A 26,068-nucleotide genomic window follows, 5' to 3' on the forward strand; every position below is an offset into this window, starting at 1 on the left:
ACCCCAATGCCCGCCCCTTGACCGACGCGCGCTCCCGCGTGCCTGAAGGCGTGGCCCTCGCTGTCGCTCGGACGCTTTTCCTGTGTCGGGCTCCGCCCGACGCCGGGGCTCGTCATGTGCCGTAAGTCCTGGTCTCGGTCCCAGTACAGCAAGCCCGATGTTTACGTGCTGATGGTGAGATCCAGAAACCGGCCTTTGGCTTCCACTCCGAGACTCGAAAACGTCATGGCCTGCATAGCCGGTCCATCGCTCAGCGAGTCTTAAGCAGACGGCATCCGCAAAACGCTCGCTGTAAAAGGCGGCTATGCCCTCGCTGCTCCGCGTGGCCAGATCACCGTGACCGGCAGGCCACGACGGCGTGCGACGGCGACCACGTCGGCGGTGCCTCCCTTGCCATAATCCTCGCGTCCGTCCCACACCGCGATCAGTTCGTCCACGCTGCCCAGTACCGTCTCGTTGGCGACCACATATGCGTCCCGGCTGGCCTGGTCGAAGTCCATCACCCGGACGCGGCCAGCTCGCGCGATAAGTGCGTCGAATTGTTCCGCGTGGTCGGGCTTCACCTTCGCCTCCCGATAGTCGCGAGAGGGCAACACCACCTCCAGTTCGCCCCCGGCAGCGAGCACCGCTTCGGCGAACACCGAGTCGGCGCCTCTCGCGATGCACGACACCCCGGCCAACGGCGTTCCAGCCCGGTCGTGCAGGTGGGCGAGAATTGCCTCGTACACGAGGCGGCTCGTGTCCGGGGTGATGTTCATATGGCCGGTGACACCGATGCGCATATTCGTGCTCCCTTGGTCCTAACGGGGCGCCTTACTCGTGAGGGTCGCCTGAAGCCGTGTACGTAGTTCTGCCACACCAGGGGCTTTCTGGTCGGCGAGCACTTGGGTGAGATCCTGGAGCTGCGCGTGGACCCGCCCGGAGGCGACCTGTCCGGACGCGCTGATTGCCGTTTCCGCCATGATCACAGCGGCGTCCAGTTCACCGTTGATGACGTACGCGTGCGCCAGCCCTGCGTAGTCGAGGGCGAAACTGCGCCGGAAGCGCTGGGCGCGCAACTCGATCGCACGTTTGATGTGGCTCACCGCCTCGGGCGCGAAATGTGGATTGGCCAGGGCCAGGTCGAGGTACCGACCACCGGTCACACCGGCGAGTTCCGCCTCATCGAAGGAGGTATGCCAGTCAGGGTCGTCCCCGCCGCTGGCAGCATAGGCATCTTCTGCGGCGGCGGTGGCGCGGCGGAATGCCTCGATCCGGCCGAGGCCGGCATATGCCCAGGCTTCACGCGTATGCAGCATGGCCCGAACACGTTCGGCTCCGGATGCGCGCGTGCCATCCAGGGCGAGCCGGACCAATTCCAGTGCGTCGCCCGGCTTCTTCAGATACAAGAGCTGTCGGGCCATTGATGCCAATACGCCAGCACCGAAGCCCCGGTCGTCGGCCACGCGTCCAGCTTGGAGCGCGAGCACGTAGTAGCGCTGTGCCATTTGCTGCATGCCGGAGTCCCAGGACATGTTCGCGGCGGTCTTCGCCAGCCGCGCCATGACACCGTACAACCGTCGTGTGATCTGGTGCGGGTGGATGTCTTTGATCAGGTCGGCCACGTCGTTGAGCTGGCCTATTACGGCTTTCCGCGCCAGGCCGCCACCGCTGCTGTGGTCCCATGTTCGGAAGTGTTCGGCGGCCGTCTCAAGCCGAGCGATCTCATCCATCCCGATGCGGCTCCGTGCGGCGTGATGAGGGAGGACAGGGGAAAAGGCGGTGAGCCGGCGCTGTACCGGATCGATGAGGGGAAGACCGACTACGACGGTCAGCGCCTTGGTGGCCTGTCGGCGGTCGAGCGTCAGATCATGCATGGTCGCCTCGTGGATGGCCCGGGAAACAGCGCCAGGCTCCCATACCCACGGGAGGCCGGACGCTTCTGGCATCGATGTTTCCAGGGCCATTGGAGGCGAGTCGCCGAACAGCTCGCCCTCGGATACGCCGAGCGCGCGGGCCAGTAGTGGACGGTACTTGCGCCCTGGCATATGGATCTCGCTCTCCCACTGCTTGATCGAGCTGACGAGGCTCGGCACGTGAGGGATGTCGTCGTCGGGATGCGCGGCGTCGCGGATACGTCGGGCGAGGTCGGAGCGGGACCAGTACGGGGGTGCTTCGCGCAACTTGCGGAGGCGGATGCCAAAAGTCTCATCGGCGGACATGTTCCGACGAACCTCTCACCGGGGGATGGCGGACGCTGTCAAGGCCGCCCTTCTCTGCTCAATCCTGCCCCTGGCCTGCTGCTTTCTGCCACCGCTTCACTTCATGTGGCTGTCCTATGGCGCAAGGTGGTAATGCACTTCCGTCGCCGCCCGACGTACTCGGCTGCGCCCCGTACCTGGTCTTTTCGCGCGTGTCGTTTTGTCTAGGAGGCACAGTGAGGTCAGGCGGTGGCCGACAGTGTCTGCCGTAGGTGTTCCGCGCTGTCGGTGAGCGTGGAGGAAGGGCCCTTGGTGACGGTGATCCGGTCGGTGAGGTGGCGGAGCAGGTTCTCGGTACGGGCCGATCCGACCTCGGACGCCTGGTCGATCAACTTGGCGACGACTGGTTCGGCCTCCTGCCACGCGTGGGCGTGGACGAGGGCGGCGAGGAAGTGGGCATGGTCGTTGAAGGCGCAGCGGGCTCCGCCGGGTCGGCACGTCTCCACCGTCGTGGCGGCGGCTTCGACGGCGTGCTCCCACTGGCCGGTGTCCGCGTGGCACATCGCGCGATGCCACATCAGCTCGTGCGGGTCGATCCACCAGGTCCACGCCGGGTCCTTGGCGTCGGTACCTGCATAGATGAGGGCCTCGGCGTGGCGCAGTGCGTCACGCGCCGCCGGCAGGTCGCCTAGCTGTGCCAGGGCCCGGGCCTGCCGGATGCGGAACAGCGCTGTCGTACGACCGGACAGGCGCTGTCCCCCCAGCACCCGGTCAGCGATCTTCAGCGCCTCGCGCGAGCGGCGCAGATAGATGCTCTGCATGGCCAGGTGCGAGAGTCCGAGGAGTTCACCGGCTCTGTCGCCCGCCAGGCGGGACACGGTCAGCGCCTCGTTGATCAATCGGCGGGACAGTTCCTGTTGGTCGGCGTCATAGGCGAGCCACGCGGCGATCTCTCCGGCCTCGCCCACGGCCGCTTCCAGGTCGTGTTCGACCTGCGGCAGGTGCCGACCGGAGGCCAGATAGGCGTGTGCGCGGCTGACGAGGCGTACCGCCACAGGCACGAGTGCAGTGCCCCCGACCGTGTTGTCCAAGGTCACGAGTGCTTGGCAGGATTCGCGTAATGCCGCCACATAATCCCCTCCGGCCACGTTTTCCGGGGGGAGTGAAGGCAGAAGGGGTGAGGCGGCAGCGGCGTCGTTGTTCCATAGCCCTGCCTCGCTGCTGCCGAGGGCGCGGGCGAGCAGCGGGCGGTACTTGCGGCCGGGCACATGTTGTCCGCTCTCCCACTGCTTGATCGAGGCGACCAGGCTTGCGACGTGGGGGATCTCGTCGTCGGGATGTGCGGTCTCGCGGATACGCCGGGCGAGGTCGGAGCGGGACCAGTACGGGGGAGCCTCCCGCAGTTCGCGCAGGCGAGCGCCGAATTCGTTGGGTGCGGAATCTGCGGACATATCGCGATGTACCTCTCGCCGGGGACGGTTGGGGCCGCAGGCTCTCCCCTTGTGCTCCCATCCTTCCTCTCGCCCACTGTTCGCCGCCACCGATTCACTGAGGGTGACCAACCCGAAACGCAGAGCGGCCCTGGCGCGGTGACCTCACCACCGGCCGGGGCCTTGATCGCAGAGGAGGTCTGCGACCCGTGGGCGATGATAAACCCACAGTGCCCATAGGGGGCATGCCTGGAGACACCGCCAGGGACGACGGGCTGCTCGTGGTCTGGGAGGTGGACGCCGGCGACCGTGGTGCGGGCGGTGTCACCAAGGACGAGGCCGCCGCCGAGAAGTACATGCTGGCCAAGCTGGACACCTATCCGGCAGGGCGGGGGCGGGTCCGGTACGCGTGCCTGGCTCCCGCGACGCGCGGGGCGATCTATGACTACCGGTACGGGACCACGCTGGTCACCGCGTACCGGGGCGACGGCGTGACGGTCTCGGTGGCGGGGGACGCCTGGGAGATCGTCCTTTGAGCGGGTACGGCGGCGTGGTGAGGGTGCGGGCGTCGTCGTACCGTACGGCGGGCCGTCGGTGGCCCGCCGCATAGACGACGCAGACCGCGCGGCGGCCCCTCCTTCCCATCACCCCCGGGGCCGTACCGCGCCCGGCGCGGGCGGGCGTACCGAGGCCCCACCCCGGGTCCGCCCGCCCGCGCCCTTCACGAAAGGCGGTGCAATGGACCAACTGAGCCCGTGGGAGCGCGCCCACCTGGCCGCGATCGAGAGCACCTACCCCGGGTGGCGGATCGTCGTGCAGAACGGATGGTGGTGGGCGAGCAAGCACGTCCCGCCGAGCCCGGAGCAGAAGGCGGCGGGGGTGTTGTCCGAGTTCGCCCGGCCGGGGCCGTATGAGCTGGTGGCCGCGTTGACGGTACAGCTCGGCATCCTGGCCAGGGGGGCGCGGCCTGACGGCCGGCGGGGCGGCCTGTGCCGACGAATCCCCGGGCACAGGCCACCGCCCAAGGGCTACTCGGCGGGGACCGGGGCGTAGGTGAGGATGATCACGCCGGTGCTGTGGACGTCGGTGCCCGTCAGCGTGAACTTGCGCTGCACCGCGTCGCGGTAGAGCAGCTCGCTCGGCTTGGCCTTGCCGGACAGCACCGGGTGCAGCCAGATGCGCACCTCGTCCAGCAGGCCGTTTTCCAGCATCAGGCGGGTCACCGGGCCGAAGCCGTACTGCAGGATGTTCCCCTCCGTCTTCTCCTTCAGCTCCCGGATCTGCGCGACCACGTCACCGGAGATGACGTGCGAGTTGTTCCAGCTCGGGTCCTTCAGCGTGTTGGAGACGACGTACTTCGCGATCGAGTTCATCCGGTCTGAGAACTCATCCGCCCCCGCGCGCTCCGACCAGGCCGGCGCGAAGCCCTCGTACGTCTCGCGCCCCATGATCAGGGCGTCGGTGCCCTGCATCTGCTCCTGCGCCGACCGCCCGGCGTCCTCGCCGAAGTAGTCGAAGTGCCAGTCCTGCATGTTGGTGATGTCGCCATCGAGGGTCATGTACGTGGCGTTGATGATCTTGCCCATGATTCGGTCCCTTCCAAGAATTCGGTTTGTGGTACGTCAGGAAACGCGGGAGGCCGAGGCCCGCACGTGTTCGGCGAGCCGGTCGATCAGTTCGAGCCAGCCTTCCCGCGTCTGTTCCGCGCGTTCCCGGCCGCCGTTGCCGACGGCGGCGAGGTGGACGCGCATTCTCGTGCCGCCCGCGTGTTCCTCCAGCGTGAGCGTGACCACGGACGCCGGCCCGTCGCCGGGATCGTCCGGGTCGCCCGTGGTGAACACCAGCCGGTACGGCCCTGCCACCTCACGGTAGACGCCCCCGATCGTGATCTCGAAGCCGTCCTCTCCGAGCATCGTGGCCTGCCATGTGCCTCCGGGCCGGACGTCCAGCACGACCCGTTCGGCCGGCGTCGCGAAGATGCGCGGACCGAACCAGCGCGCGAAGCGCTCCGGCCGGGTCCAGGCGGCGTAGACCTGGTCCGGGCCGGCCGCGAGATCACGGACTATCTCCTGCTCGGCACTGTGCATCGTGGTCGTCCCTCCCGGATTTCCGGTGGCTCGCCGGATCCCCTCCGGCCACTCCGTACATTGCCGGGAGCCGCTTACGGTTCCGCTTAGAAGTCCTTAAGGTCCGGTGCGCCCGGCCCTTGCCCCGGTGAAAAGGACAAGGCGCGAAGGACCGGGAAGCCGGGCCGTTCGCGCCTTGGAAGTCGCGCCCCGCCTTGCGTCAGCGGGCAGGCGGGGATCCTCCTACTCGGCCGCGGTGCCGAAGGAGGCCGGCGTGCCGCCGGGAGCCGAGTCCGCGCGGGGGAGTCCGCTGGTCTTCTTCTCAAGGGTCTGGGTCAGGAACCGCAGTGCGGCGACCACGAAGTCATCGGTGTTGTCCTGCGCGTACAGGCGCAGCCTCAGGTTCGCCGTCTCGCTGCTCAGCGTGAGCGCGCCGGGCGGGATCCCGTTGCCGACGCCGTTGCCCGCGCCGTTGGCGATGCCGAGCTTGACGGGTTGCCGCGGCCAGTCACCGTACCCGCTCAGCTCGTTCAGGAATTGCTCGCGAAGCGGGTCCTGGGCGGGGTCTGAGACGAACGTCTCGGTGTGCAGCGCCAGGAGTTGACGGGCGGCGGGGCTGTTGACCTGCTCGCGCAGCTTAGGCGCGATCGACTCGGCCACATGCGCCAGCGCTTGCAGCGAGATCGGGATCCACGCGCCGCGGTGCGGGCTGCCGAACGACACGTACGTGCCCACCTCGCCGCGCAGGAGCCGGTCGTACTCCATCTTCGTCAGCGCGTAACCGGTGACCAGGGCGCCCATGCTGAAGCGTTGTCCTGGATGGCCGCGCTGCGCTCGTCGTACCCGACGATGCCCCGGCGAGAACCCGTCGGCCGGTACGACGGGCCGGGTCAGCACCCTGTGCCGGGGTGCCGGATAGACCCACGCCACCCCGCCGGGCAACGGCCAGGTCTCCCGGGGCTCAGGCGACGGCGGATAATCGGTGGACGGATCTTCCGTGAGACGCCGGTTCTCGATCCCGGCCATTGCCTTCTCTGCATGGAAATGGCGAATCCGATGATCTGATGACCGCATGACACGCGCCAAGACGCCTGGTCATGGCGGCTTACGTCTGGAATGGCACGTTCCAGCATCTGCTGCGGGCTCACCTACGTCACTAGCTCGATGTGTCCACCAAGGGGCATTTAGCAAAGGGGCCACGACATAGCTCGCACAATCGACAACCACTAATCAGAAAGTGGGATATGAAAGTGACCGCTTTCCCGTCGAAGGCCGGCGCGGGGTCCGCCAGGCCGGCGGCCCGGCTCAGTCGCGGGCAGGTGGTGCCAGGCGGGCCATTCGGTGCAGCTCGGCGGTCTGGGTGACGGAGATGTCCTCGGCGATCTCGCGTACCTTGGGGTGCGAACCCGCCGCGATGACCTTGGCGGCCATCGTGATCGCGCCCTGGTGGTGGGCGGTCATGAGGCTGATGTACAGCCGGTCGAAGGCCGTGCCCGAGGCCGTCCGTAACTGTTCCACCTGTGCGGGGGTGGCCATGCCCGGCATGCCCTGGTGTGCGGCGTGATGGCCGGGCACCTGCTGGCCCTGCTCGCGCAGCCAGCCGGCCATCATGGCGATCTCGGGGCCCTGGACGTCCTCGATCCGGGCGGCCAGGCGCTTAAGCGCGGCTGACGACGCCCTCGCGGGCGCGAGCAGGCTCAGGTCGATGGCCTGCCGGTGGTGGATCACCATGTCCCGGACGAACCGGACATCGGCCGCGTTCGCCGTGGGCGCCGGGACTGCGGTCGCCGCCTCGTGCGGGGCGAGCGTCCTGGCGGCCTCACCCGGCTCGCCGGGGGCGATCACCGGGGCGGTCGCGGCGGCGGTGTACGGGGGCCGGGTGGTCGTGGGCGTGGCGGCGCATCCGCTGGTCAGTGCGGTTGACAGGGCGAGTGCGGTGAGTACGGCGAAGGGGGAGGACGTGGGACGCACGTCACCTCCTCAATCCATCGCCGGGCCGTTAATTGTGACTTAACGTGTACGACCGAATTGCCGCGCATGACATGCCGAGCATGCACCATAACCCCATACATCGCATCTCGTAAAGGTGGCAGACAAGTACATTTCTTGACACGTTGCCTCCTAGCTGTCCCACGCAATCTGCGGAAGACTCGGCGTATTTCTGTGCACATACACGGTGTGTGTGGGAGCAAGGAGGTCCTTCGTGTTCACCCTCATAAGGGCCGGTTTGGCAGCTAAGGCGGTCGCCGCGATAGGCGCGGCGGCGGCACTCGTGCTGCCGGCGTTGCCCGCACAAGCCCTGGAGATCCCAGGGCCTGAAGAGATCGTGATGAGCCCCAACGTGGCTCACGTCGCCAACATCCCCAAGCCGACGCCGATCACGAACACCATCAACACCGACATCGCCTTCAGCGGCGACTACGCCTATGTCGGCAACTACGGTGGGTTCTCGATCTACGACATCCGCAACCCCAGAAGGCCCGCCGCGGTCAGCTCGGTCGTGTGCCCGGGCTCACAGATGGACGTGTCCGTCTACGGCAACCTGCTGTTCGGGTCGGTGGACGCCTCCAGGAGCGACGATTCGTGCAACAGCACCTCCCAGAGCCCGACGATCGCCTCGTCGTGGGAGGGCGTCCGGATCTTCGACATCAGTGACAAGGCCAACCCGAGGTACATCAAGTCCGTCGAGACCGACTGCGGATCGCACACGCACACGCTCGTCCCCGACCGGCGGCGCAAGGCCGTCTACATCTACATCTCCTCCTACCTGCCGGCGGCCGAGTACCCGAACTGCCAGCCGCCGCACGACAAGCTCACGATCGTCAAGGTTCCGCTGAACAAGCCCACTGAAGCGGCCATCGTGAGCACACCCGTCGTCTTCCCCGACGGCGGCAACGAGACGCAGCCCGGCCTGCTGCTCCCGACCACGGGCTGCCACGACATCACCGCCTACCCGGAGAAGGGCATCGCGGCGGGCGCCTGCATGGGCGACGGCGTGCTGTTCGACATCTCCGACCCGGAGAACCCGCGGGTCACGGCCAGGACCACCGACCCGAACTTCGCCTTCTGGCACTCGGCGACCTTCAACAACCGCGGCAACAAGGTCGTGTTCACCGACGAACTCGGCGGAGGCGGCGGCGCCACCTGCAACGAGGCCACCGGACCGACCCGCGGCGCGGACGCGATCTACGAGATCCACCGCGGCCGGCTGGTCTTCAAGAGCTACTTCAAGATCCCGCGCCACCAGGCCGACACCGAGAACTGCGTCGCGCACAACGGCTCCCTGATCCCGGTCAAGGGCAAGGACATCATGGTGCAGGCGTGGTACCAGGGCGGCATCTCGGTCTGGGACTTCACCGACTCGGCCCGCCCCCAGGAGATCGCCTACTTTGAACGCGGCCCGTTCTCCGTACCGTTCAGCGCGGGGTACTGGTCGGCGTACTACTACAACGGGTACATCTACGGGAGCGAGTTCAACAAGGGCTTCGACATCCTGAAGATCAATGACAAGCGCACCAACCAGGCGAACGGCGTCAGGATGCGCACCCTGAACGTCCAAACCCAGCAGTCCTACCCCGACCGCGGCCACGGCTGGCCCTGGGACTGACCCCCTCACCCCGATCCTGGGACCGAGCCCGCCCCTTCCCGCAGCCCGCTCCCAGGATCGGCCATCAGCCCTCGCCTCTCCACCGGCATCCGACCCTGGGTTCCGAGCCCGCCCACACCACGGCGGTCCCATTCCCTGGATTGATGATCGGCGCTCGGCCTTTACCGGCATCCGGTTCCGGGGGGGCGGCGGTCGCGCACGCCCACAGTGCGGGGCCCGTTCCCAAGATCGTTGGTCGGGCCTCGTTCTTTCTGGTGTCCCTTTCTGGTGTCCGACCGTGGGTTCGAGGCCGTCCATCTGGTGGCAGGTCCCTTCGAGGGTCGGCGGCCCGGCCCCGCTCTCGACGGCACCTGCACTTGTGGCCTTACTTGAATGAGTGCTGTGGCGGAGTTCGACCGATCCGCCGTGACACTTGACCGGCCCGAGGGCGCCGTGGCGGCCGACGCCGCATCCTGTGGACGCCCCACTTGACGCCGGTGTCGTAGGTCCACGTTCGAGGTACTGACCTCTGCATAGACAGCGGTCAGGGGCCGTGCCGCCTTGCTCGCCAGGCTGAGGCACCACAGCGGATCGGGCCTCGGCTCCGGCGTCGCATGGGCATGGGCCGGAGGGGGGATTCGGGGGTGGCCGGACCTGATATGTGGTGATTCGGTGACGGATCGCCATGCGATCGGCATCACCCTGCGATCGCGCGCACCCAACGGTTCCGTAACCTCCGCCGCTGTCATCTCGACAGATGGCCGTAAACACGGTTTCGTCATAGGCGGCATCTCCCCGGGCGGCGGCTCCGTCCGGCCAGTCACCTCGGAGCCGTGGACCGGATCAAGGGGGACACCGGATACAAAAACGGGGACCGCCCGCGTAGCCTCTCCCTCATACGCGGGCGGTCCCCACTCCCCCTAGTGCGAGCAATGCCCCATCGCCCGCTTTGACTACACGTGCCCGTGATTGTGGGCTCTATGCCGGAATGTGGCACTAATCTCACGCGGGAGGGACGAATCCTCCCGGAGTTGGCTCAGGATCGCCGCTGACGTGGCCGTTTCCGGCCACCGGCCCACCATGCCCGCCGGACGACGGAGCCGCCGGACTCGGCGGCGCGAAGGCCGGGGCGGATGGCGCGGACGGCGGTCCGCCGTACGCGGCAGGCCCCGCAAACCGGGCGTCGTCGGCGCTCGGCGCGCCGTAGGCGGGCGGCGCGAAGGACGGCCTGTCATGCGCGGGTGCGCCGGAGGGCGAGGTCCCATACGCGGGCGGCGCGAAGGCCGGCGCCCCGTGCGTGGGCTGGGAACCGTACGCGGGCGGCGGGGCGGGGGCGGGGCCGGTGGACGGCCCTGCCGGGTATGCGGAGGCCGGGGCCTGCTGGGACCGTTGCCGGGCCAGGCGCATGCCCTCACGGCGGTGGCGCTCGGCGAGGACCGCGGAGAGATAAGCGTGCGGCGGGACCTGGGCGGGTGGGGGCGGCGAGACGAAGGAGGCCACCTGGGCGGCGATGCGCACCCCCATCTCGTGCTGGATCTGCGGGGCGAGCTGGTGGCAGCGGGCGAGGTACTGCCGGGCGGTGCTCGCCACCTCGCCAGGGAGGGCGGAAAGCTCCAGCCCGGCGGCCCACGCGGCGAGCTGGGGCGGCATCGCGGCGGGCAGCGAGCGGTCGCGCGGCCCGCGCTCGGAGATGACGACCGTGCCCGCGAAGATGTCGCCGAGGCGTTTGCCCCGCCCAGAGATCAGCGACGTGATCAGCGCGGGTGCGCCGGCGAGCAACCAGATCTCGGGCACCGCCGCCAAGGCGCGGAAGAACGCCTGCCGGAAGCGCTCGGGGCCGCCGTCGTCGCTCACCACCCGCAGGCCCATGGCGAGCTTGCCGAGGCTTCGCCCCCGTGACAGCGTCTCGAAGATGACCGGATAGCCGACCATCACCAGCGCGCTGAACAGGATGGACAGCGCCGCGAACAGGGCGGGGTCGGCGCGCAGGCCGACGTTGCCGACCATGGCGAACACCGCGTAGAGCAGCACGCCCTGCACGAGCACGTCGATGAACAGCGCCACCGCTCGGCTGGGAAGCTGGGCGAACCGCACTTCGACGACCACGGCCTCGCCGGTCACGACATCGGACACGCCAAGAAGCCTACCGACCCGCCCGCCCCCCGACCGGGCAATGCGCCCGCCCTGTGGAAAACCCACCGCCCCGCGCCCCGGCCCCCTGTGGACAACCGAAACGACAGGGCCGATCTCTGCGTCCCCACGAGCGTGTGGAGGTGAGTTCGGTATGCGGGTCTCCGAGCGCTTTCGCGCCTGCGGGCGACCCTGGCGGGAATAGGCTCGGTCCGTGGACATCGACGCGTTCGTCATGGCGCACCGCGGGACATGGGATCGGCTGGAGCACCTGATCCGCCGCAAAGGGTCCCTCACCGGGGCCGAGGTGGACGAGCTGGTGGACCTCTACCAGCGGGTCGCCACCCATCTGTCGATCGTGCGGTCAGGCTCCACCGACGCCGTTCTGGTCGGCAGGCTGTCCAGCCTGGTCGCCAGGGCGCGGTCCGCCGTCACCGGGGCGCACACACCCGCGTGGCGGGAGCTGGCCCGGTTCGTCACGGTGACCTTTCCTGTGGTCGCCTACCGGGCCCGGTGGTGGTGGCTGGCCACCGCGTTCGGGTTCTGCGCGGTGTCGGCCGTACTGGGGTTCTGGGTGGCGGGCGACCCGGAGGTACGAGCGGCCCTCGGGCCGCCCGAGATGATCGAACGGCTGGTCGAGCACGAGTTCGCCGACTACTACTCGGAAAACCCGGCGGCGTCCTTCGCCGGACAGGTCTGGATCAACAACGCGTGGGTGTCCATGCAGGTCATCGCGTTTTCGATCTTCTTGGGGCTGCCCATTCCGTGGGTGCTCTGGCAGACTGCGGCCAACCTCGGCGTCTCGGGGGGCCTGATGGGGGCGCACGGCAAGCTGGACATCTTCTTCGGCCTGATCACCCCGCACGGCCTGCTGGAGCTGACCGCGGTGTTCCTGGCCGCCGGGGCCGGGATGCGGCTCGGCTGGACCGCCGTCGACCCCGGTCCGCGCAGACGGGGGGAGGCGCTGGCCGAGCAGGGGCGCGCGGTGATGAGCGTGGCGCTCGGGCTGATCGCGGTGCTGCTGGTGTCGGGGCTCATCGAGGCCCTGGTGACCCCGTCCGGCCTGCCCACCTGGGCCCGGGTGGCCGTGGGCGTGGTCGCGGAGGCGGCCTTCCTCGCGTACGTGTTCGTGTACGGCAGGCGCGCCCTCCGCCGCCAGGAGACAGGCGACATCGAACGCGCCCCTGACTTCGCACCTGCGAGCTGATCGCGCTCGCTGCGCTTATGGCGCTCGCTTCGCTCGCGCGGGCCCGGGCGCTCTTGAAGGTCGCGTCCTCCACTCCTCGCTCAGTCGTTCGTTCCTCACTCCATCGCTCGTCGCTGCGGACACGACCGCGCCCGGGCCGTGCGTGGTCGCGGTGGGTGCATCACTTAGAAGTACTCAAGCGGGGCCCGGGGGTGGGTCAGAGGCGGCCGGTGGCCTTGAGGGTCAGGTAGGCGTCGGCGAGGGTGGGGGCTATTTCGTCGGGGGGTGCGTCGACGACCTCGACGCCGTGGTGGCGGAGGCGGGCGGTGATGGCGCGGCGGTCGCCGGTCAGGTGTTCGGCCGCGGCGGCGTCGTAGACCTGCTCGGCCGTACCGCGGCTCGCCGCCATGGCCGCCACCCGCGGGTCGGAGACGGCGGCGAGGAGGACCAGGTGGCGGGAGGAGAGCCGGGGCAGTACCGGTAGCAGGCCCTCTTCCAGCGACGCGGAGTTGAGGTCGGTCAGCACCACGACCAGGCAGCGGCGCTTGGCGCGGGCCAGCACCGCCGCGACCATGCCCGCCGCGTCGGCCTCCACCAGCTCGGCCTCGATCGGGGCCATCACGTTGACCAGCGCGGACAGTAGTTCGGTACGCCCGGCACCGGACACCCACGCCCGCACCGCGCGGTCGTAGGCCAGGAAGTCGACCCGGTCGCCCGCGCGGGCGGCGAGCGCGGCCAGCAGCAGGGCGGCGTCCATGGACCAGTCCAGCCGCGGCCACCCCGGCGGGACGAGATCCCCCTGGACGGCCTCACCGGTACGCGCGACCGCGCCGGCCAGCGGGACGGGAGCGGCGCCCACGCGCCCCGCGGAGGTGCGGCCGGTGTCGAGCACGATCAGCACCCTGCGGTCGCGTTCCGGCCGCCAGGTGCGGACCACGACGTCATGCCGGCGCGCGGTGGCCCGCCAGTCGATCGAGCGCACGTCGTCGCCCACGACGTACTCGCGCAGCGAGTCGAACTCGGTGCCCTGCCCGCGCACCAGCGCGGGGTGGACGCCCTCCAGCTCGCGCAGCCGGGCCAGCCGCGCGGGCAGGTGCTTGCGGCTGAGGAACGGCGGCAGCACCCGGACCGTCCACGGGACCAGGTGCGACCCCTGCCGGGCGGCGACCCCCAGGGGCCCGAGCGCGCGTACGGTGACCTTCACCGCCTCCCGGTCACCACGCCGGGTCGGCGACAGGGTCAGCGTGAGCCGCCGGGATTCGCCGCCGGGGACGTCCAGCGGCAGGTGCCTGGGCGTGGCCCCGGCCGACGGCGGCCAGGCGTCGCGCAGCACGCCGCGTACCCGCCTGCGGCCCGGGTTGTCCACGATGAGGTCCACGCGGGCGGTCTGGCCCAGCCGTACCAGATGGTCGCCCTCGCGGCGGAACCGCAGCGGGCGTACCGCCCCGGCCAGCGCCAGATCGGCGAGCACGAGCCCGGCCAGCAGCAAGAGCCCCCCGGCCAGGGCGAGCGCGGGGCGGGGCGCGACCAGGACGACCACCGCCAGCAGTACGGCGAGCAGCCCGGCCCGCCCGGTCAGCGCCACGGCGTGCCCCCTTCGGGCGGAGTGCTCATCGCGGTACGGGGACCGAGGCGAGGATGCCGTCGAGCAGGCCGTCGGCCGTGGCGCCCTCCAGTTCGGCCTCCGGGCGGAGCTGGACGCGGTGCCGCAGCGTGGGCCGGGCCAGCGCCTTGACGTCGTCGGGCGTGACGTACGCGCGGCCGGACAGCCAGGCCCAGGCACGCGCGGCCGAGAGCAGAGCGGTCGCGCCGCGCGGTGAGACGCCGAGCTGGAGCGAGGGGGACTGGCGGGTGGCCCGGGCCAGGTCCACCACATAGGCGAGGATTTCCGGCGCGACGTGCACCTGGGACACCGCCGCGCGTCCGGCCGCCAGGTCCGCGGCCGACGCGACCTGCTTGACGTCGCTCAGGTCACGCGGATCGAAGCCCCGCGCGTGGCGCTCCAGCACCGCGATCTCCTGGTCGCGGGGCGGCAGCGGCACGGTCAGCTTGAGCAGGAACCGGTCGAGCTGGGCTTCGGGAAGCTGGTAGGTGCCCTCGTACTCCACCGGGTTCTGGGTCGCGCACACCACGAAGGGGTCGGGCAGCGCCAGCCCCTGGCCGTCCACGCTGACCTGCCGTTCCTCCATCGCCTCAAGCAGGGCGGCCTGCGTCTTCGGCGGGGTGCGGTTGATCTCGTCGGCGAGCAGCAGGTTGGTGAACACCGGCCCCCGGCGGAACTCGAAGGCGGCCGTGCGCGCGTCGTAGATCAGCGAGCCCGTGACGTCGCCCGGCATCAGGTCGGGGGTGAACTGCACGCGCTTGAAGTCGAGCGACAGCGCCGCCGACAGCGCGCGTACCAGCAGCGTCTTGGCCACCCCCGGCACGCCTTCGAGGAGCACGTGCCCCCGGCAGAGCAGCGCGATGACCAGGCCGGTGACCACCGCGTCCTGGCCGACCACGGCCTTGGCCACCTCCGCGCGCAGCGCGGCGAGCGCCGCCAGCGCGCCTTCCGCGGCGGTGTCTGGTGTGCTCACGAATCTCGAACCTGCCTCTCCAGGGTGTCCAGGTATGCGGCGAGTGCGACGAGCCCCCCGTCGTCGGCGGGCGGCGGCCCGAACAGGGCGCTTCTCACCTGATGGGAATCCTGCCCCGTCCGCCCGGCCAGCGTGGCCACGATGACCTCGGGGCCCGCGTCGGCGGTGAGCCCGAGCCGGGGGACCAGCCGGTGCAGCGTGCCCGCGCGCAGCGCGGTGGACGCCCTGTCACGCGCCCTGCGGGCCCTGTAGAGGCGCCCACGGCCCTCCACGGTCTCGGCTGCCCGTACGGCCACGGGCAGCCGCTCGACGACCACGGGGCCGATCCTGCGCGCCCGCCAGGCCGCCACCAGCGCGACCGCGATGACCAGTTGCAGCAGGGCCCAGTAGACCCCTGCGGGCACCAGCTCGTAGAGGGTCTTGCTGCCCGGCCACACGAGCGCGCCCAGTTCGCCGGGGTCGTCGGGCGGGACCATCCAGATGAGGGTGCCGCGCGATCCGGCCAGGTTCATCGCGAGCGCGGCGTTGCCGTCCTCGCCGAGCCGCAGGTTGGTCATGAACCCGCCGTCGCCGACGACCGTGATCGTGCGTTCGCCGGAGGTGTAGGAGACGAGCGTGGGCCCGTCGGCGGCGGGATAGCAGCCGGTCGCGCCGGAGGGCGCGGTCATCGCGAAGCCGCCGGTGTGGGCGGTGCCCGCCCTGGTCGCGGCGGGCAGTGCGCAGTGTGGTTCGCGGGAGCGGGTCCGTGCCTCGGCGGTCCACTTCACGCCCGGGGCCAGCGCGGCCCGGGTGGCGGTGGCGGGGGCGACCAGCAGCCGGTCGGACGGCAGCGCCGCCAGCATCTCGAACTGCTCGGGGGGCAGCCTGACCGTGTGCGGTACCAGGAGCAGGGAGTCGTCGCCGGCGACGGCCGCGGCGGCGGTCGCGTTGGAGACCCGTACCACCTCGACACCCGCCTCGCGCAGCAGCTCGGCCAGCCCCTTGGCGCCGGTCAGGGTGGTGTCGCCGGGGTCGAGTTCGCTGCCCTGGCGGGCCCCTCCCGAGATCAGCAGCGCGATCGAGGCGGTCATGGTGATCAGCAGCGCCACGATCAGCACGCCGCGCCAGCGTCGCCACAGAACGCGGGCGCCTGGAGCCAGGTGGGTGGACTCCGGTGCCGGCGGGCTGGCCGGGGACGTGGTGGGCGTGCCGGTCACCGGGGCGGCTCCGGTGAGCCTGCGGCCGGGGCCATCGCCGCGGCCCGCGCGGGGCGGGCCTTCCTGATGCGTTCGTCGAGGTCGCGCAGGCCGGCGTAGCCCTCAGGGGTGCCGGGGAGCTGCCCGTAGGTCACGTCGTCGAAGGTGCGGGCGGCGGCGCGCAGGCCGGCGGCGAAGCCGGGCAGCGCGCGCCCGGCCTCCTCCGCCAGCTCGGCCGCCGTACGGCCGGGCCGTGGGTCGAGCACCACCCGTTCCTCAAGGTCCCTGGCGATGGCCCGCAGGCGCTCGCGTACGGCCTCGGCGTAGCGACCGTCGGCCGCGTGCCGTTCGGCCGCCGCGCGGTGCTCGGCCGCGGTCAGCACCCGCTCGCCGAAGATGCCCTCCGGGGCCGCGGCGGCCCGTGCCCGCGTCGCCCGCCTGGAACTCCAGACCAGCAGCCCGACCAGCGCGGCCAGCACCAGGGCCAGGCCGATCGCCGACAGCGGGACGGTGTCGCCGTCGCCGCCCAGCGAGTCGGCCAGGTCGCCGAGGAACTGCCGGACGTGCCGCACGATCATGTCGATGAACGGCTCGCGCTGGTATTCGCCGGAGACCAGCTCGCGCGCCGCGCGCTCGGCGGCCTCCTCACGGGCGATGTCGACGGGGCTCACGGCCGGCCGTAGGGATGCGGCCCGCCCGCGGGCCCGTTCCCGTGCCCGTCCTGTCCGTAGCCGGGGACCCACAGGTCGTCCGCCGAACCGGGCACCTGGCCCTGCCGCTGCTGTTCGATGGCCGCCGTCTGGAGCACCAGGTCGAACGCCTCGGTGCGCATCCGCCGGTCGGCGTACAGGAGTCCGGCGACGCCCGCCTGGATCGGATAGGAGATCATCGCGGCGACCGTGCCGCCGATGGCGAAGAGCAGGGCGGCGAGGGCGATCGATCCGGTCGTCCCAGCGCCGGTGGCGCCGACGATGGTGCCGATGATGGCAAAGGGGATGTTCAGGACATAGCTGATGATCAGCACGATGAGGTACGTGAGCAGCAGGATGCCGAGCACTCGCCAGAACCCGCCGCTGACCAGCCGCCACGAGCGCCGCATGGAGTCGATCGGGCCGCGCCGTTCGAGCACGACCGCCGGTGCGGCGAACGCGAGACGCGCGTAGATGAAGAGCGCCCACACGATGAACAGCAGGATGAAGACCAGCGTGGCCAGCATGAACGTCCCGTAGTCGCCGATCCCCGCGGCCATCCCCATCAGTAGTGGCACGAGAAGGGCGAGTGGCGCGAGCATGATCAGGCCGGAAAGAATGATCATGCCGAACAGCGCGGGCACCCGCGGGCGGACCGACCGCCACGCCTCACCCGCCGTGATCTTCCCGCCGAAGACCGCGCGGCCGAGGATGCGCGTCAGGATGCCGGTGAGCACGGCGGTCACGATGAACGAGATGAGCGTGGAGAGCAGGGTCGCGCCGTACTGGCCGAGGATGCCGTCCGTGGGCGCCGCCGTGCCCGCGTTCAGCGCCGCTTCGAGGCCGCGGGCGAAGTACGCCTGGCCGATGGCCGCCGGGATGCTGCCGAGCGCGGCGGCGATCGCCGACAGGCCCAGCACCGCCTTGGGGTTGGAACGGACCAGCTTGATCGTGCCGTCCAGGATCTCGCCGAGGCCGAGCGGGCGCAGCGGGATGATCCCTGGCCGGGGCGCGTAGGGCTGCTGGTAGCCGTGGGGGCCCGGAGGGTACGGCGGAGCGCCGTGACCGGGAGGCGGGCCCGGCATGCCGGGGCCCGCGCCGGGCGGGGGCGGGGGTGGAGGTGGTTGTGGAGCGCCAGGGACGGTCCAGGGCGTCGCGCCTGGCCCGCGGTAAGGGGCGGGCTGATCCGCCGACCAGTTGGGTGGCGGCTCGGGCGGGTTACCGTGACCGTCAGACATATCCCAATCCTGGCACGGTGACCCACGTCATGTGATGATCGTGGAGTGATCGCGCACGAAGGATGGCCGAAAGGCGGTTTCTTAACGCAGACTGGGTGTGGCAAGGGCCGTCCAGGTCCCACTGGGCGGGTTCGAGGCCGCTCGGGGACGGAATCCAGGCACGTTCACGTCGCATGCGCCTAAAATTCGGCTTCCGGTGGCTATGGCTTCCGACCCTGTACCGCTGGGCCGCTGGACAGGGGTACCCTTCGACGGATCGCCGGGGTTAGCCCGAATACTCCCAAACTGCGTAGAACAAATGAGGGGCCATGAAAGGACGCGTGCTGGTCGTCGACGACGACGCCGCTCTTGCCGAGATGCTCGGCATCGTGTTGCGCGGAGAGGGGTTCGAGCCTTCTTTCGTCTCCGACGGGGACAAGGCACTTGACGCCTTCCGTGATACCCGGCCCGATCTGGTCCTGCTCGATCTGATGCTGCCCGGGGCCGACGGCATCGACGTGTGCAGGCGGATCCGCGCCGAGTCCGGTGTCCCGATAGTGATGCTCACCGCCAAGAGCGACACCATCGACGTCGTGCTCGGGCTGGAATCCGGGGCCGACGACTACATTGTCAAGCCGTTCAAGCCCAAGGAACTGGTCGCGCGGGTGCGGGCCAGGCTCCGCCGTACCGACGAGCCGACGCCGGAGATCCTCCAGATCGGTGACATCACGATCGACGTGGCCGGGCACTCCGTGAAGCGGGGCGAGGAGACCATCAACCTCACGCCCCTGGAGTTCGACCTGCTGGTCGCGCTGGCCCGCAAGCCGCGCCAGGTGTTCACCCGCGAGGTGCTGCTCGAACAGGTCTGGGGCTACCGGCACGCCGCCGACACCCGGCTGGTCAACGTGCACGTCCAGCGGCTGCGCGCGAAAATCGAGAAAGACCCCGAGCACCCTGAGATCGTGGTGACGGTGCGCGGGGTGGGATACAAGGCCGGACCGGCCTGACGGCCGCTTCGCCGTCCGCTTGCAACGTTCCCCCGACGACGGATCCGAGATGCCCCCGCGGAAAGGTAAGCCCAAACGCAGGACACTGATGCAGATCCTGCGCGGCGTGCGCAGGAGGGCGCGTCGCCTCGCAGGGCGGGTCCGTCGTGCCCAGCAGCGGTCGCTGCAACTCCGGGTGGTCACCAGCACCCTGGTCATCTCGGTCACGGTGGTGGCCGTCCTCGGGTTCTTCCTGATGCAGCAGTTCACCACCACGGTGGTGCAGGGCCGGGTCGCCGCGGCGGGCAAGGACGCCCTCGCCGACCGCACCGCGATCGTCGGCCAGCTCAACGAGCAGACCGCGGACCCCGACGAGCAGGGCGCGGGCGGGTCCGGAGACCCGCAGCAGAGCGCCGCCGATCTCCCCATCGACCGGGCGGCCCTCGCGCTGGCCAACCGCGCCGGCGAGTCCAGCCGGTACACGGTGATCATCAGAAATCTGACCATACCGGGCGCCTACCGCGCGACGAACGAGATCGATCCGCGCAGCATCCCCGCCAAGCTCGAACACGACCTGCGCGATGCCGAGCCCAACGAGCCGATCCCGCAGCTCACGTCCTCGCTGTACCACATCGGCGACCCGGAGCCCCAGCCCGGACTGGTGATCGGCGTCCGGGTCGACAACGGCTATGAGATCTTCCACTTCTTCCCGCTGACGGAGGAGGCCGAGCTGCTGTCGTCGGTACGGCAGGCGCTCGTCGTGGTCGGCATCGCCCTCGTACTCCTGCTCGCCGCCATCGCCTCCCTGGTCACCCGCCAGGTCGTCACCCCCGTACGCCTGGCCCGCCAGGCCGCCGAGCGGCTGGCCGCCGGACGCCTGGAAGAACGCCTCCAGGTCCGCGGCGAGGACGACCTCGCCCGCCTGGCCGCCTCGTTCAACGAGATGGCCGCCAACCTGGCGCTCAAGATCCACCAGTTGGAGGAGCTGTCGCAGGTCCAGCGGCAGTTCGTCTCCGACGTCTCGCACGAGCTGCGCACCCCGCTCACCACCGTGCGGATGGCGGCCGACCTGCTCTACGAGGCCCGCGAGGGGTTCGACGCCTCCGCCGCGCGGGCCGCCGAGCTGATGCAGGCCCAGCTCGAACGCTTCGAGTCGATGCTCGCCGACCTGCTGGAGATCAGCAGGTACGACGCGGGTGCGGCCACCCTCGACATCGACTCGGTCGACGTGCGTAACGTCGTACTGCGTGCCGTGGCCGACTCCGAGGCGCTGGGGGAGAAGCAGGGCACCCGGTTCGACCTGCGGCTGCCCAGCGAGCCGTGCATGGCCGAGATCGACAGCCGCCGGGTCGAGCGCATCCTGCGCAACCTGCTGTTCAACGCCATCGAGCACGGCGAGGGCAAGGAGATCGTGGTCACCGTGGGGGCCGACCGCGACGCGGTGGCGGTGGCCGTCCGCGACCACGGCGTCGGGCTGCGGCCGGGGGAGGAGAACATGGTGTTCGACCGGTTCTGGCGGGCCGACCCCTCGCGGGCGCGGACCATCGGCGGCACCGGGCTCGGGCTCGCCATCTCCCGCGAGGACGCGATGCTGCACGGCGGGTGGCTCCAGGCGTGGGGCTCGCCGGGGGAGGGGTCGCAGTTCCGGCTGTCGCTGCCCCGGGCGGCCGGCAGCGAGCTGAAGGGCTCGCCGTTGTCGCTGGTGCCGCCCGAGATCGAGATGCGGCGCACCTGGCGCGGCCACGTCACCCCGGCGCTCACCGCCGGTCCCGGTGATCGTGTTCTGGACGGGGGAGTGTCGTGACGGGAGGATGGCGCAGGAGGCTCCTCGCGGGGTGTGTCGCGTTCGCGGCCGTGGCGGCGGGGGCGGGCTGCGCGACGATCCCGACGGGCAGCCCGGCGGAGTTCGAGGAGGGCGTGCAGGGCGACCCGCTGCGCAAGCCGTACGTGCGGATGATCGCCATCCCGCCGCGCCCGGAGTGGGGACCGGCCCAGGTGCTGGAGGGATTCCTGGCGGCGATGGCCGCGGTGGACGATCCCGGCTGGAGCGTGGCCAGGCGGTACCTCACCGGCGACGCCGCGCGGACCTGGCGGCCCAACGTCCGCGTGACCGTCTACGACAAGGGCGTGATCAAGCCGCCCGGCCAGCTCCCCGACAACGCCAGGGAGGCCCGGGTGACCCTCCAGGGCACGCGGGTGGGCGCGATCAACGACGAGGGCAAGTACAGCGCCGAGCTGGAGCCGCAGGGCGGGCCGATCCAGGAGTTCAAGCTGGTCAAGGAGCCCACGGGGTGGCGGATCGGCGAAGTGCCGCACGGGCTGCTGCTCACCGAGGCCGACATCCGCCGCAGCTACCGCAAGGTCAAGCTCTACTACCTGGACAGCACCAAGCGGGGCCTGGTGGTCGACGAGGTGCGCATACCGCTGGACCCTAAGATCGACTTCGCGGAGAGCATCGTCAGGCGGCTGCTGAAGGGGCCGTCCGCGACGCTGCGCGAGGCGGTGCGCAACGCGCTGCCCGCAGGCACCCGGCTGCGCGGCGTGTGGACCGAGGACGACAAGGTCATCGTCGATCTCAACGAGGCGGCGGCCAACGCGATCTCCTCGGGCGGCGGCGATGACGTGGACGCCATGGCGGCGCAGATCGGCTGGACGCTGAACCAGCTCACCGAGCGCTGGGAGGTCGAGATCCGGGTCAACGGCGACCCCTATTACGCGAGTTCCGGTACGCCGCTGCGCGTGGGATACGACCGCTATGGGCACTTCGACCCGTGGCTGACCGGGGGAGTCCGTGACACCTACGTCATGGCGAACGGCGCGCTGCACACCGTGGGGGCCGAGGGCAAGCTCACGCCCGTGGCCGGCCAGGCGGGCCAGCCCGGGGAAGCGCACATCGACCCGGCCGTCGCCGCCCAGGGCCGTACGGTCGCCGCGCTCAACGCCGACGGCGACGCGATCGAGGTGGCCCCGCTGGCGCAGGGCGGCCAGTGGCGGCGCTGGATCACCGGAGAAGACCTCACCGCCCCGTCATGGGACCGCTACGACACGGTCTGGACCGTGGACCGCGTCGGCGAGCGCTCCTCCCGCGTGTACCGGCACGACGGCACCCAGCAGGTCCGCGTGGCGGCGGCGGGCCTGGAGACCGTCGGCGTCCAGAACCTGCGGGTGGCCAGGGACGGCGTGCGCGTCGCCGCCGTGGTCGAGGACCAGGCGGGCGTCCACGTCAAGGTCGGCATCATCATGGTCCAGGCCAGCGGCACCCAGATCGTCAACCTCCAGACGCTCGCCACCGCCGCGGACGGCCAGAAGATCGTGGACATCGCCTGGCGGGACGCGACCACGCTGCTCGTGCTGACCAGCAGCAAGTCGGGGCAGGAGATCATCGCGGTGTCGGTCACCGACGGCACCAGCGAGCCCTTCAAGGCCGACGCGCGGATCGACTCCATCACCGCCTTCGAGGACCGCATCATCGCGGGCGTGCTGGACCCCGAGGAGGGCAAGAGCGAGGTCCTCTACTGGGACAGCAAGGGCGCCTGGGTGCCCCTCCTGAAGAACCCGGCCACCTCGCCGGCTCTGCCCCTCGGCTGACGCCCTCACCGAGAGTCGCCGAGCGAAAACTGTCGGTGGCGGCTGCCATCGTAGCCCCATGCTCAGAAAAACTCTCGAACTCCTGTTGCCCTCCCTATGCGCCGGCTGTGCCACCCCTACGACCACCGCGGTGTCCTCACCCATCGCGCCCCGGGCCCCGGATTCCCGGGGGCCGTGGGCCGTAGGCGCGGGCGCGGCAGGCGTCGATGGCATCGGGGTGGTGTGGGCCGGAGGCGTGTTGTGCGGGCGGTGTGCGGTGGCGGTGTGCGGGGAGGTGCGGCGGCGGATGCCGGCGCCGGTGCCGGCCGGGCTGCCGGAGTGCTGGTCGGCGGCCGATTACGCCGGGCCGGTGCGGCGGGCGGTCATCGCGTACAAGGAGCGCGGCCGGACGGCGCTCGCCCGGCCGCTGGCCGCCGTCGCGGCGCAGGTGCTCGGCGTGGCCGTTGACACGGTGCTCGGGCCCGACCCGCCGGTGGTGGGCGTCGTCCCGGTGCCAAGCCTGCGGGCGGCTCGCGGGCGGCGCGGCCACGACCCGGTGGGCCGGCTGGCCGCGCTCACCGTCCGCGCCCTGGCCCGTTCGGGCCGCCCGGCCGTCCTGTCCCCGCTGGTCGAGCACCGCGGCCGGGTGGCCGACCAGGCAGGGCTGAGCGCGTCCCTGCGGGCCGCCAACCTGTCGGGCGCCTTCCGCTTACGGCGGGCGCGCGGCGGCGGCGTGCCCCGGGTCTGGCCGCCCTCCGGGGTCGCCGTGCTCCTCGACGACGTGGTGACCACCGGCGCCACGCTGGCCGAGGCCGCGCTCACCCTCCGGGCCGCCGGCCTGCGCGTCCCGCTCGCGGTGACCCTCGCCGCCACCCCGCGAAGGCACCCCTTACCCCGGGCCGGGATTTCGGCCCGTCCACAAGCCACTCGGACCACAGGAGCCCCAGGTGACGACACCAAGCCGACACGCCCAAGAGACCGAAATTCCAAGGTCACATAGCGTGAGAAGCGTCACATATTACGCCACTAACCTTTCCGCTACATCTTCCTACCCTGGTCCCGTCACCTGCGCTGCTCAAGGGATGCGAGCGGGCTTCACGTCGCCGGGCCCGCCCACGAACGTGGGCCTCTCCCAGCGTGCCCCACCCTCCGAAGCTCACGCAATGTGATCAACCGGTAGATCCCGCGGCTGACATTCGGGCAGGTTCCGGATAGCGTTCGGAACATGGCACCCGTTCGGGTCCGTGGTTGCGCAGAGCCGGGGCTCCCGGCTCCGCTAGCCGATGCCAGCCGCAGGCGAAACGGTCCACGTAAGACGACTTTTTGTCGATCGATCACGGTGCGGCTTAGAGGTAAGTCCTGCCCTCCCGGGGGGTCCGATGCCCCCCGTCAGAGGAGAAGGGCAGTAGTGGCATGGAGCTGCGAGACCCTCAGCAGGCGGATGTGGGGACGAAGACCAGGTCGGCCGGACGGGTGCCGACCAAAATTCCGGTTAACAGACGCGCTGCCAGGCAATGAAGCGACTGTGACGACTCCATTGCGAGGTGAAGGAGGAGTCATCTGCGTGTCCGCCGAAAGACCGCCCGGCGTTCGCCCGGGTTCGCTGTCGAGAGACGAAGGGGGGCTGTTGCATGGACGTCATCGTCAAGGGACGGCACACCGGAGTGAGTGACCGTTTCCGCGACCATGCGACCGTCAAGCTGGCCAAGATGGAGCGTTTGGACAGCAAGCTCATCCGAGTCGATGTAGAGGTGTCGAAAGAGCGCAATCCGCGTCTCAGCGACCAACGGGAGCGGGTGGAGCTCACGATCCATTCGCGCGGCCCTGCGGTGCGCGCCGAGGCGTCGGCCGACGACCGGTTCGCGGCCCTCGACCTGGCGCTCGACAAGCTGGAGAACAGGTTGCGGCGGATCGCCGACCGGCGAAAGGTCCATCACGGCAACCGCGTCCCCCCGTCCATCGCGGAGATCACCTCCGCCGCCCCCGCCTATCAGGGCGCGCCCGACCTGGCGCAGGCCGTACCGGCTGCGCCGGAGGCGACGGCCGCGCGACCCGAGCCCGAACCGGCGGCGAACACGTCCACGACCAGAGCCGACGGCTATGAGGAGCCCATCGTGCCGATCGAGATGGATGGTGACGGACCGCTGGTGGTCAGGGAGAAGTTCCATCGCGCCGATCCGATCACCATCGACCAGGCGCTCCTGGAGATGGAGCTGGTCGGGCACGACTTCTACCTCTTCCGCGACAAGGAGAGCGGCCACCCGAGCGTCGTCTACCGCCGCCGCGGATACGACTACGGCGTACTCCGGCTCGTGGAGGCGTGACAGCGGCGCAATGAAGATCCTTTCGACCATCCCGATGACCGGAACCCGTGTAATCATGGCGGATCAGAGGCTCTAAACCCCACGGCGAGGAGGAGTTGTGAGCGAGCGAGCCAGGAGGTGCGGCGTCCCGCGCCAGAAGAGGGACGCCGAGTGCGCGAGGCCGGTGAAGGATGTCCTGTGACAGGGCCTGAGGCAGGGCCTGACAGCGGGTCCGGTGAGACGGGCCGGCGTGGCGGCGGCGACGAGCCGATCCGCGTGCTGATCGTCGACGATCACGCGCTGATCCGCCGCAGCCTGGAGCTGGCCCTTTCCGCCGAGGCGGACATCGAGGTGGTCGGAGAAGCGAGCGACGGGCAGGAGGCGGTCGAGCTCGCCGACCGCCTCCTGCCCGACGTCGCGCTGATGGACGTCCGGATGCCGAAACTCAGCGGCATCGAGGCGACAAGGGGCATCAAGGAGTCGGTGCCGAGCACGCGCATCATCATGCTGACGGTGAGCGACGAGGAGGAAGACCTCTTCGAGGCCATCAAGGCGGGCGCGACCGGATACCTGCTCAAGGACGTCCAGCTCGACGAGGTGCCCGACGCGGTACGCGGCGTGCACGAAGGGCAGTCATTGATCAACCCGGCCATGGCCGCGAAACTGATCAGCGAGTTCGCGAGCATGAGCCGCAAGGAGGCCGAACGCCCGCCGCAGCTCCCGGTGCCGAGGCTCACCGACCGGGAGATGGAGGTGCTCCGGCTGGTGGCCAAGGGCATGAACAACCGGGAGATCGCCAAGCAGTTGTTCATCTCAGAGAACACGGTGAAGAACCACGTCCGCAACATCCTGGACAAACTCCAGCTTCACTCCAGGATGGAGGCGGTGGTGTACGCCGTCAGAGAGCGCATGTTAGAGATCACCTGACGACTTCCCCACGGGAACTCACCGGTACCCCAGGGAAGACCCAGACCGGG

The 26,068-nt window shown here is 70.2% G+C and carries 23 protein-coding genes; 10 read left to right on the top strand and 13 right to left on the bottom strand.

The features are described from left to right. Nucleotides 1–302 precede the first annotated feature (302 nt). The 3 genes from ACH34R_RS05690 to ACH34R_RS05700 form a co-directional block, all read right to left on the bottom strand. Nucleotides 303–782, bottom strand: a complete 480-nt coding sequence (locus ACH34R_RS05690) for a hypothetical protein (RefSeq protein ID WP_397560214.1) — start codon at nucleotides 780–782, stop codon at nucleotides 303–305. Nucleotides 783–800: 18 nt separating this feature from the next. Continuing rightward, complete coding sequence (locus tag ACH34R_RS05695) at nucleotides 801–2,201, bottom strand: hypothetical protein (RefSeq protein WP_397560215.1); 1,401 nt, start codon at nucleotides 2,199–2,201, stop codon at nucleotides 801–803. A 221-nt stretch (nucleotides 2,202–2,422) separates the two neighbouring features. Then, nucleotides 2,423–3,631, bottom strand: coding sequence for a multiprotein-bridging factor 1 family protein (locus ACH34R_RS05700; RefSeq protein ID WP_397560216.1), 1,209 nt, complete (start codon nucleotides 3,629–3,631; stop codon nucleotides 2,423–2,425). Nucleotides 3,632–3,855: 224 nt separating this feature from the next. Between ACH34R_RS05700 and ACH34R_RS05705 the strand changes: the two genes are divergently transcribed. Both ACH34R_RS05705 and ACH34R_RS05710 read left to right on the top strand, forming a co-directional pair. Continuing rightward, nucleotides 3,856–4,146, top strand: coding sequence for a hypothetical protein (locus tag ACH34R_RS05705; RefSeq protein ID WP_397560217.1), 291 nt, complete (start codon nucleotides 3,856–3,858; stop codon nucleotides 4,144–4,146). Nucleotides 4,147–4,348: 202 nt separating this feature from the next. Next, entirely contained in the window at nucleotides 4,349–4,663 is a 315-nt protein-coding gene (locus ACH34R_RS05710) for a hypothetical protein (RefSeq protein ID WP_397560218.1), read from the top strand. Here ACH34R_RS05710 and ACH34R_RS05715 read toward each other — a convergent pair. The 4 genes from ACH34R_RS05715 to ACH34R_RS05730 form a co-directional block, all read right to left on the bottom strand. Further along, nucleotides 4,639–5,196, bottom strand: coding sequence for a dihydrofolate reductase family protein (locus ACH34R_RS05715; protein WP_397560219.1), 558 nt, complete (start codon nucleotides 5,194–5,196; stop codon nucleotides 4,639–4,641). The two genes, ACH34R_RS05710 and ACH34R_RS05715, sit on opposite strands and share 25 nt — an antisense overlap. 36 nt (nucleotides 5,197–5,232) lie before the next feature. Further along, nucleotides 5,233–5,697, bottom strand: a complete 465-nt coding sequence (locus ACH34R_RS05720; protein ID WP_397560220.1) for an SRPBCC domain-containing protein — start codon at nucleotides 5,695–5,697, stop codon at nucleotides 5,233–5,235. Nucleotides 5,698–5,919: 222 nt separating this feature from the next. Then, the gene (locus tag ACH34R_RS05725) at nucleotides 5,920–6,702 is read right to left on the bottom strand and encodes a hypothetical protein (RefSeq protein WP_397560221.1); all 783 of its coding nucleotides are present in this window, start codon (nucleotides 6,700–6,702) and stop codon (nucleotides 5,920–5,922) included. Nucleotides 6,703–6,981: 279 nt separating this feature from the next. After that, nucleotides 6,982–7,647 carry a DUF305 domain-containing protein gene (locus ACH34R_RS05730; protein WP_397560222.1) on the bottom strand — a complete coding sequence of 222 codons (666 nt, stop codon included), beginning with the start codon at nucleotides 7,645–7,647 and terminating at the stop codon, nucleotides 6,982–6,984. A 232-nt stretch (nucleotides 7,648–7,879) separates the two neighbouring features. Between ACH34R_RS05730 and ACH34R_RS05735 the strand changes: the two genes are divergently transcribed. Continuing rightward, the gene (locus ACH34R_RS05735) at nucleotides 7,880–9,283 is read left to right on the top strand and encodes an LVIVD repeat-containing protein (RefSeq protein WP_397560223.1); all 1,404 of its coding nucleotides are present in this window, start codon (nucleotides 7,880–7,882) and stop codon (nucleotides 9,281–9,283) included. 981 nt (nucleotides 9,284–10,264) lie between these two features. On the opposite strand, the gene ACH34R_RS05740 is transcribed toward ACH34R_RS05735, so the two are convergent. After that, on the bottom strand, nucleotides 10,265–11,395 hold the full coding sequence (locus tag ACH34R_RS05740; protein ID WP_397560224.1) for an RDD family protein: 1,131 nt from the start codon (nucleotides 11,393–11,395) through the stop codon (nucleotides 10,265–10,267). A gap of 211 nt (nucleotides 11,396–11,606) precedes the next feature. Here ACH34R_RS05740 and ACH34R_RS05745 point away from each other — a divergent pair, with 211 nt between their 5' ends. After that, nucleotides 11,607–12,599 (top strand): stage II sporulation protein M, encoded by a 993-nt coding sequence (locus tag ACH34R_RS05745; protein WP_397560225.1) that lies wholly within the window; start codon nucleotides 11,607–11,609, stop codon nucleotides 12,597–12,599. A gap of 196 nt (nucleotides 12,600–12,795) precedes the next feature. Here the strand turns inward: ACH34R_RS05745 and ACH34R_RS05750 are convergent, their stop codons facing one another. Genes ACH34R_RS05750 through ACH34R_RS05770 form a run of 5 tightly spaced genes read right to left on the bottom strand, consistent with a single transcriptional unit; the run spans nucleotide 12,796 to nucleotide 18,103 of the window. Next, nucleotides 12,796–14,163: a DUF58 domain-containing protein gene (locus ACH34R_RS05750; protein WP_397560226.1), complete on the bottom strand. Its 1,368-nt coding sequence runs from the start codon at nucleotides 14,161–14,163 to the stop codon at nucleotides 12,796–12,798. 25 nt (nucleotides 14,164–14,188) lie between these two features. After that, nucleotides 14,189–15,154 (bottom strand): AAA family ATPase, encoded by a 966-nt coding sequence (locus ACH34R_RS05755; RefSeq protein WP_397560227.1) that lies wholly within the window; start codon nucleotides 15,152–15,154, stop codon nucleotides 14,189–14,191. After that, complete coding sequence (locus ACH34R_RS05760) at nucleotides 15,151–16,350, bottom strand: DUF4350 domain-containing protein (protein ID WP_397560228.1); 1,200 nt, start codon at nucleotides 16,348–16,350, stop codon at nucleotides 15,151–15,153. The genes ACH34R_RS05755 and ACH34R_RS05760 overlap by 4 nt, the downstream gene beginning before the upstream one ends. Then, entirely contained in the window at nucleotides 16,347–17,000 is a 654-nt protein-coding gene (locus ACH34R_RS05765; RefSeq protein ID WP_397560229.1) for a DUF4129 domain-containing protein, read from the bottom strand. Before ACH34R_RS05765 ends, ACH34R_RS05760 begins: the two co-directional genes overlap by 4 nt. Next, entirely contained in the window at nucleotides 16,997–18,103 is a 1,107-nt protein-coding gene (locus ACH34R_RS05770) for a glycerophosphoryl diester phosphodiesterase membrane domain-containing protein (protein ID WP_397560230.1), read from the bottom strand. The genes ACH34R_RS05765 and ACH34R_RS05770 overlap by 4 nt, the downstream gene beginning before the upstream one ends. Before the next feature lie 461 nt (nucleotides 18,104–18,564). Here ACH34R_RS05770 and mtrA point away from each other — a divergent pair, with 461 nt between their 5' ends. From mtrA to ACH34R_RS05800, 6 genes are all read left to right on the top strand, one after another. Continuing rightward, the gene (gene mtrA / locus ACH34R_RS05775) at nucleotides 18,565–19,242 is read left to right on the top strand and encodes an MtrAB system response regulator MtrA (RefSeq protein ID WP_030509347.1); all 678 of its coding nucleotides are present in this window, start codon (nucleotides 18,565–18,567) and stop codon (nucleotides 19,240–19,242) included. A 49-nt stretch (nucleotides 19,243–19,291) separates the two neighbouring features. Beyond that, nucleotides 19,292–21,025: an MtrAB system histidine kinase MtrB gene (gene mtrB / locus ACH34R_RS05780; protein ID WP_397560231.1), complete on the top strand. Its 1,734-nt coding sequence runs from the start codon at nucleotides 19,292–19,294 to the stop codon at nucleotides 21,023–21,025. Beyond that, entirely contained in the window at nucleotides 21,022–22,809 is a 1,788-nt protein-coding gene (locus ACH34R_RS05785) for an LpqB family beta-propeller domain-containing protein (protein WP_397560232.1), read from the top strand. Before mtrB ends, ACH34R_RS05785 begins: the two co-directional genes overlap by 4 nt. A gap of 130 nt (nucleotides 22,810–22,939) precedes the next feature. Continuing rightward, a complete protein-coding gene (locus ACH34R_RS05790; RefSeq protein WP_397560233.1) occupies nucleotides 22,940–23,788 on the top strand; it encodes a ComF family protein in 849 nt (282 codons plus the stop codon). 631 nt (nucleotides 23,789–24,419) lie between these two features. Further along, nucleotides 24,420–25,112 carry a ribosome hibernation-promoting factor, HPF/YfiA family gene (gene hpf, locus ACH34R_RS05795; protein WP_397560234.1) on the top strand — a complete coding sequence of 231 codons (693 nt, stop codon included), beginning with the start codon at nucleotides 24,420–24,422 and terminating at the stop codon, nucleotides 25,110–25,112. A gap of 249 nt (nucleotides 25,113–25,361) precedes the next feature. Next, nucleotides 25,362–26,018 carry a response regulator gene (locus ACH34R_RS05800; RefSeq protein ID WP_397560468.1) on the top strand — a complete coding sequence of 219 codons (657 nt, stop codon included), beginning with the start codon at nucleotides 25,362–25,364 and terminating at the stop codon, nucleotides 26,016–26,018. Nucleotides 26,019–26,068: the final 50 nt, after the last annotated feature.

Origin of the sequence: Spongiactinospora sp. 9N601 (assembly GCF_044326295.1) — a bacterium.
Lineage (GTDB): Bacteria > Actinomycetota > Actinomycetes > Streptosporangiales > Streptosporangiaceae > Spongiactinospora > Spongiactinospora gelatinilytica.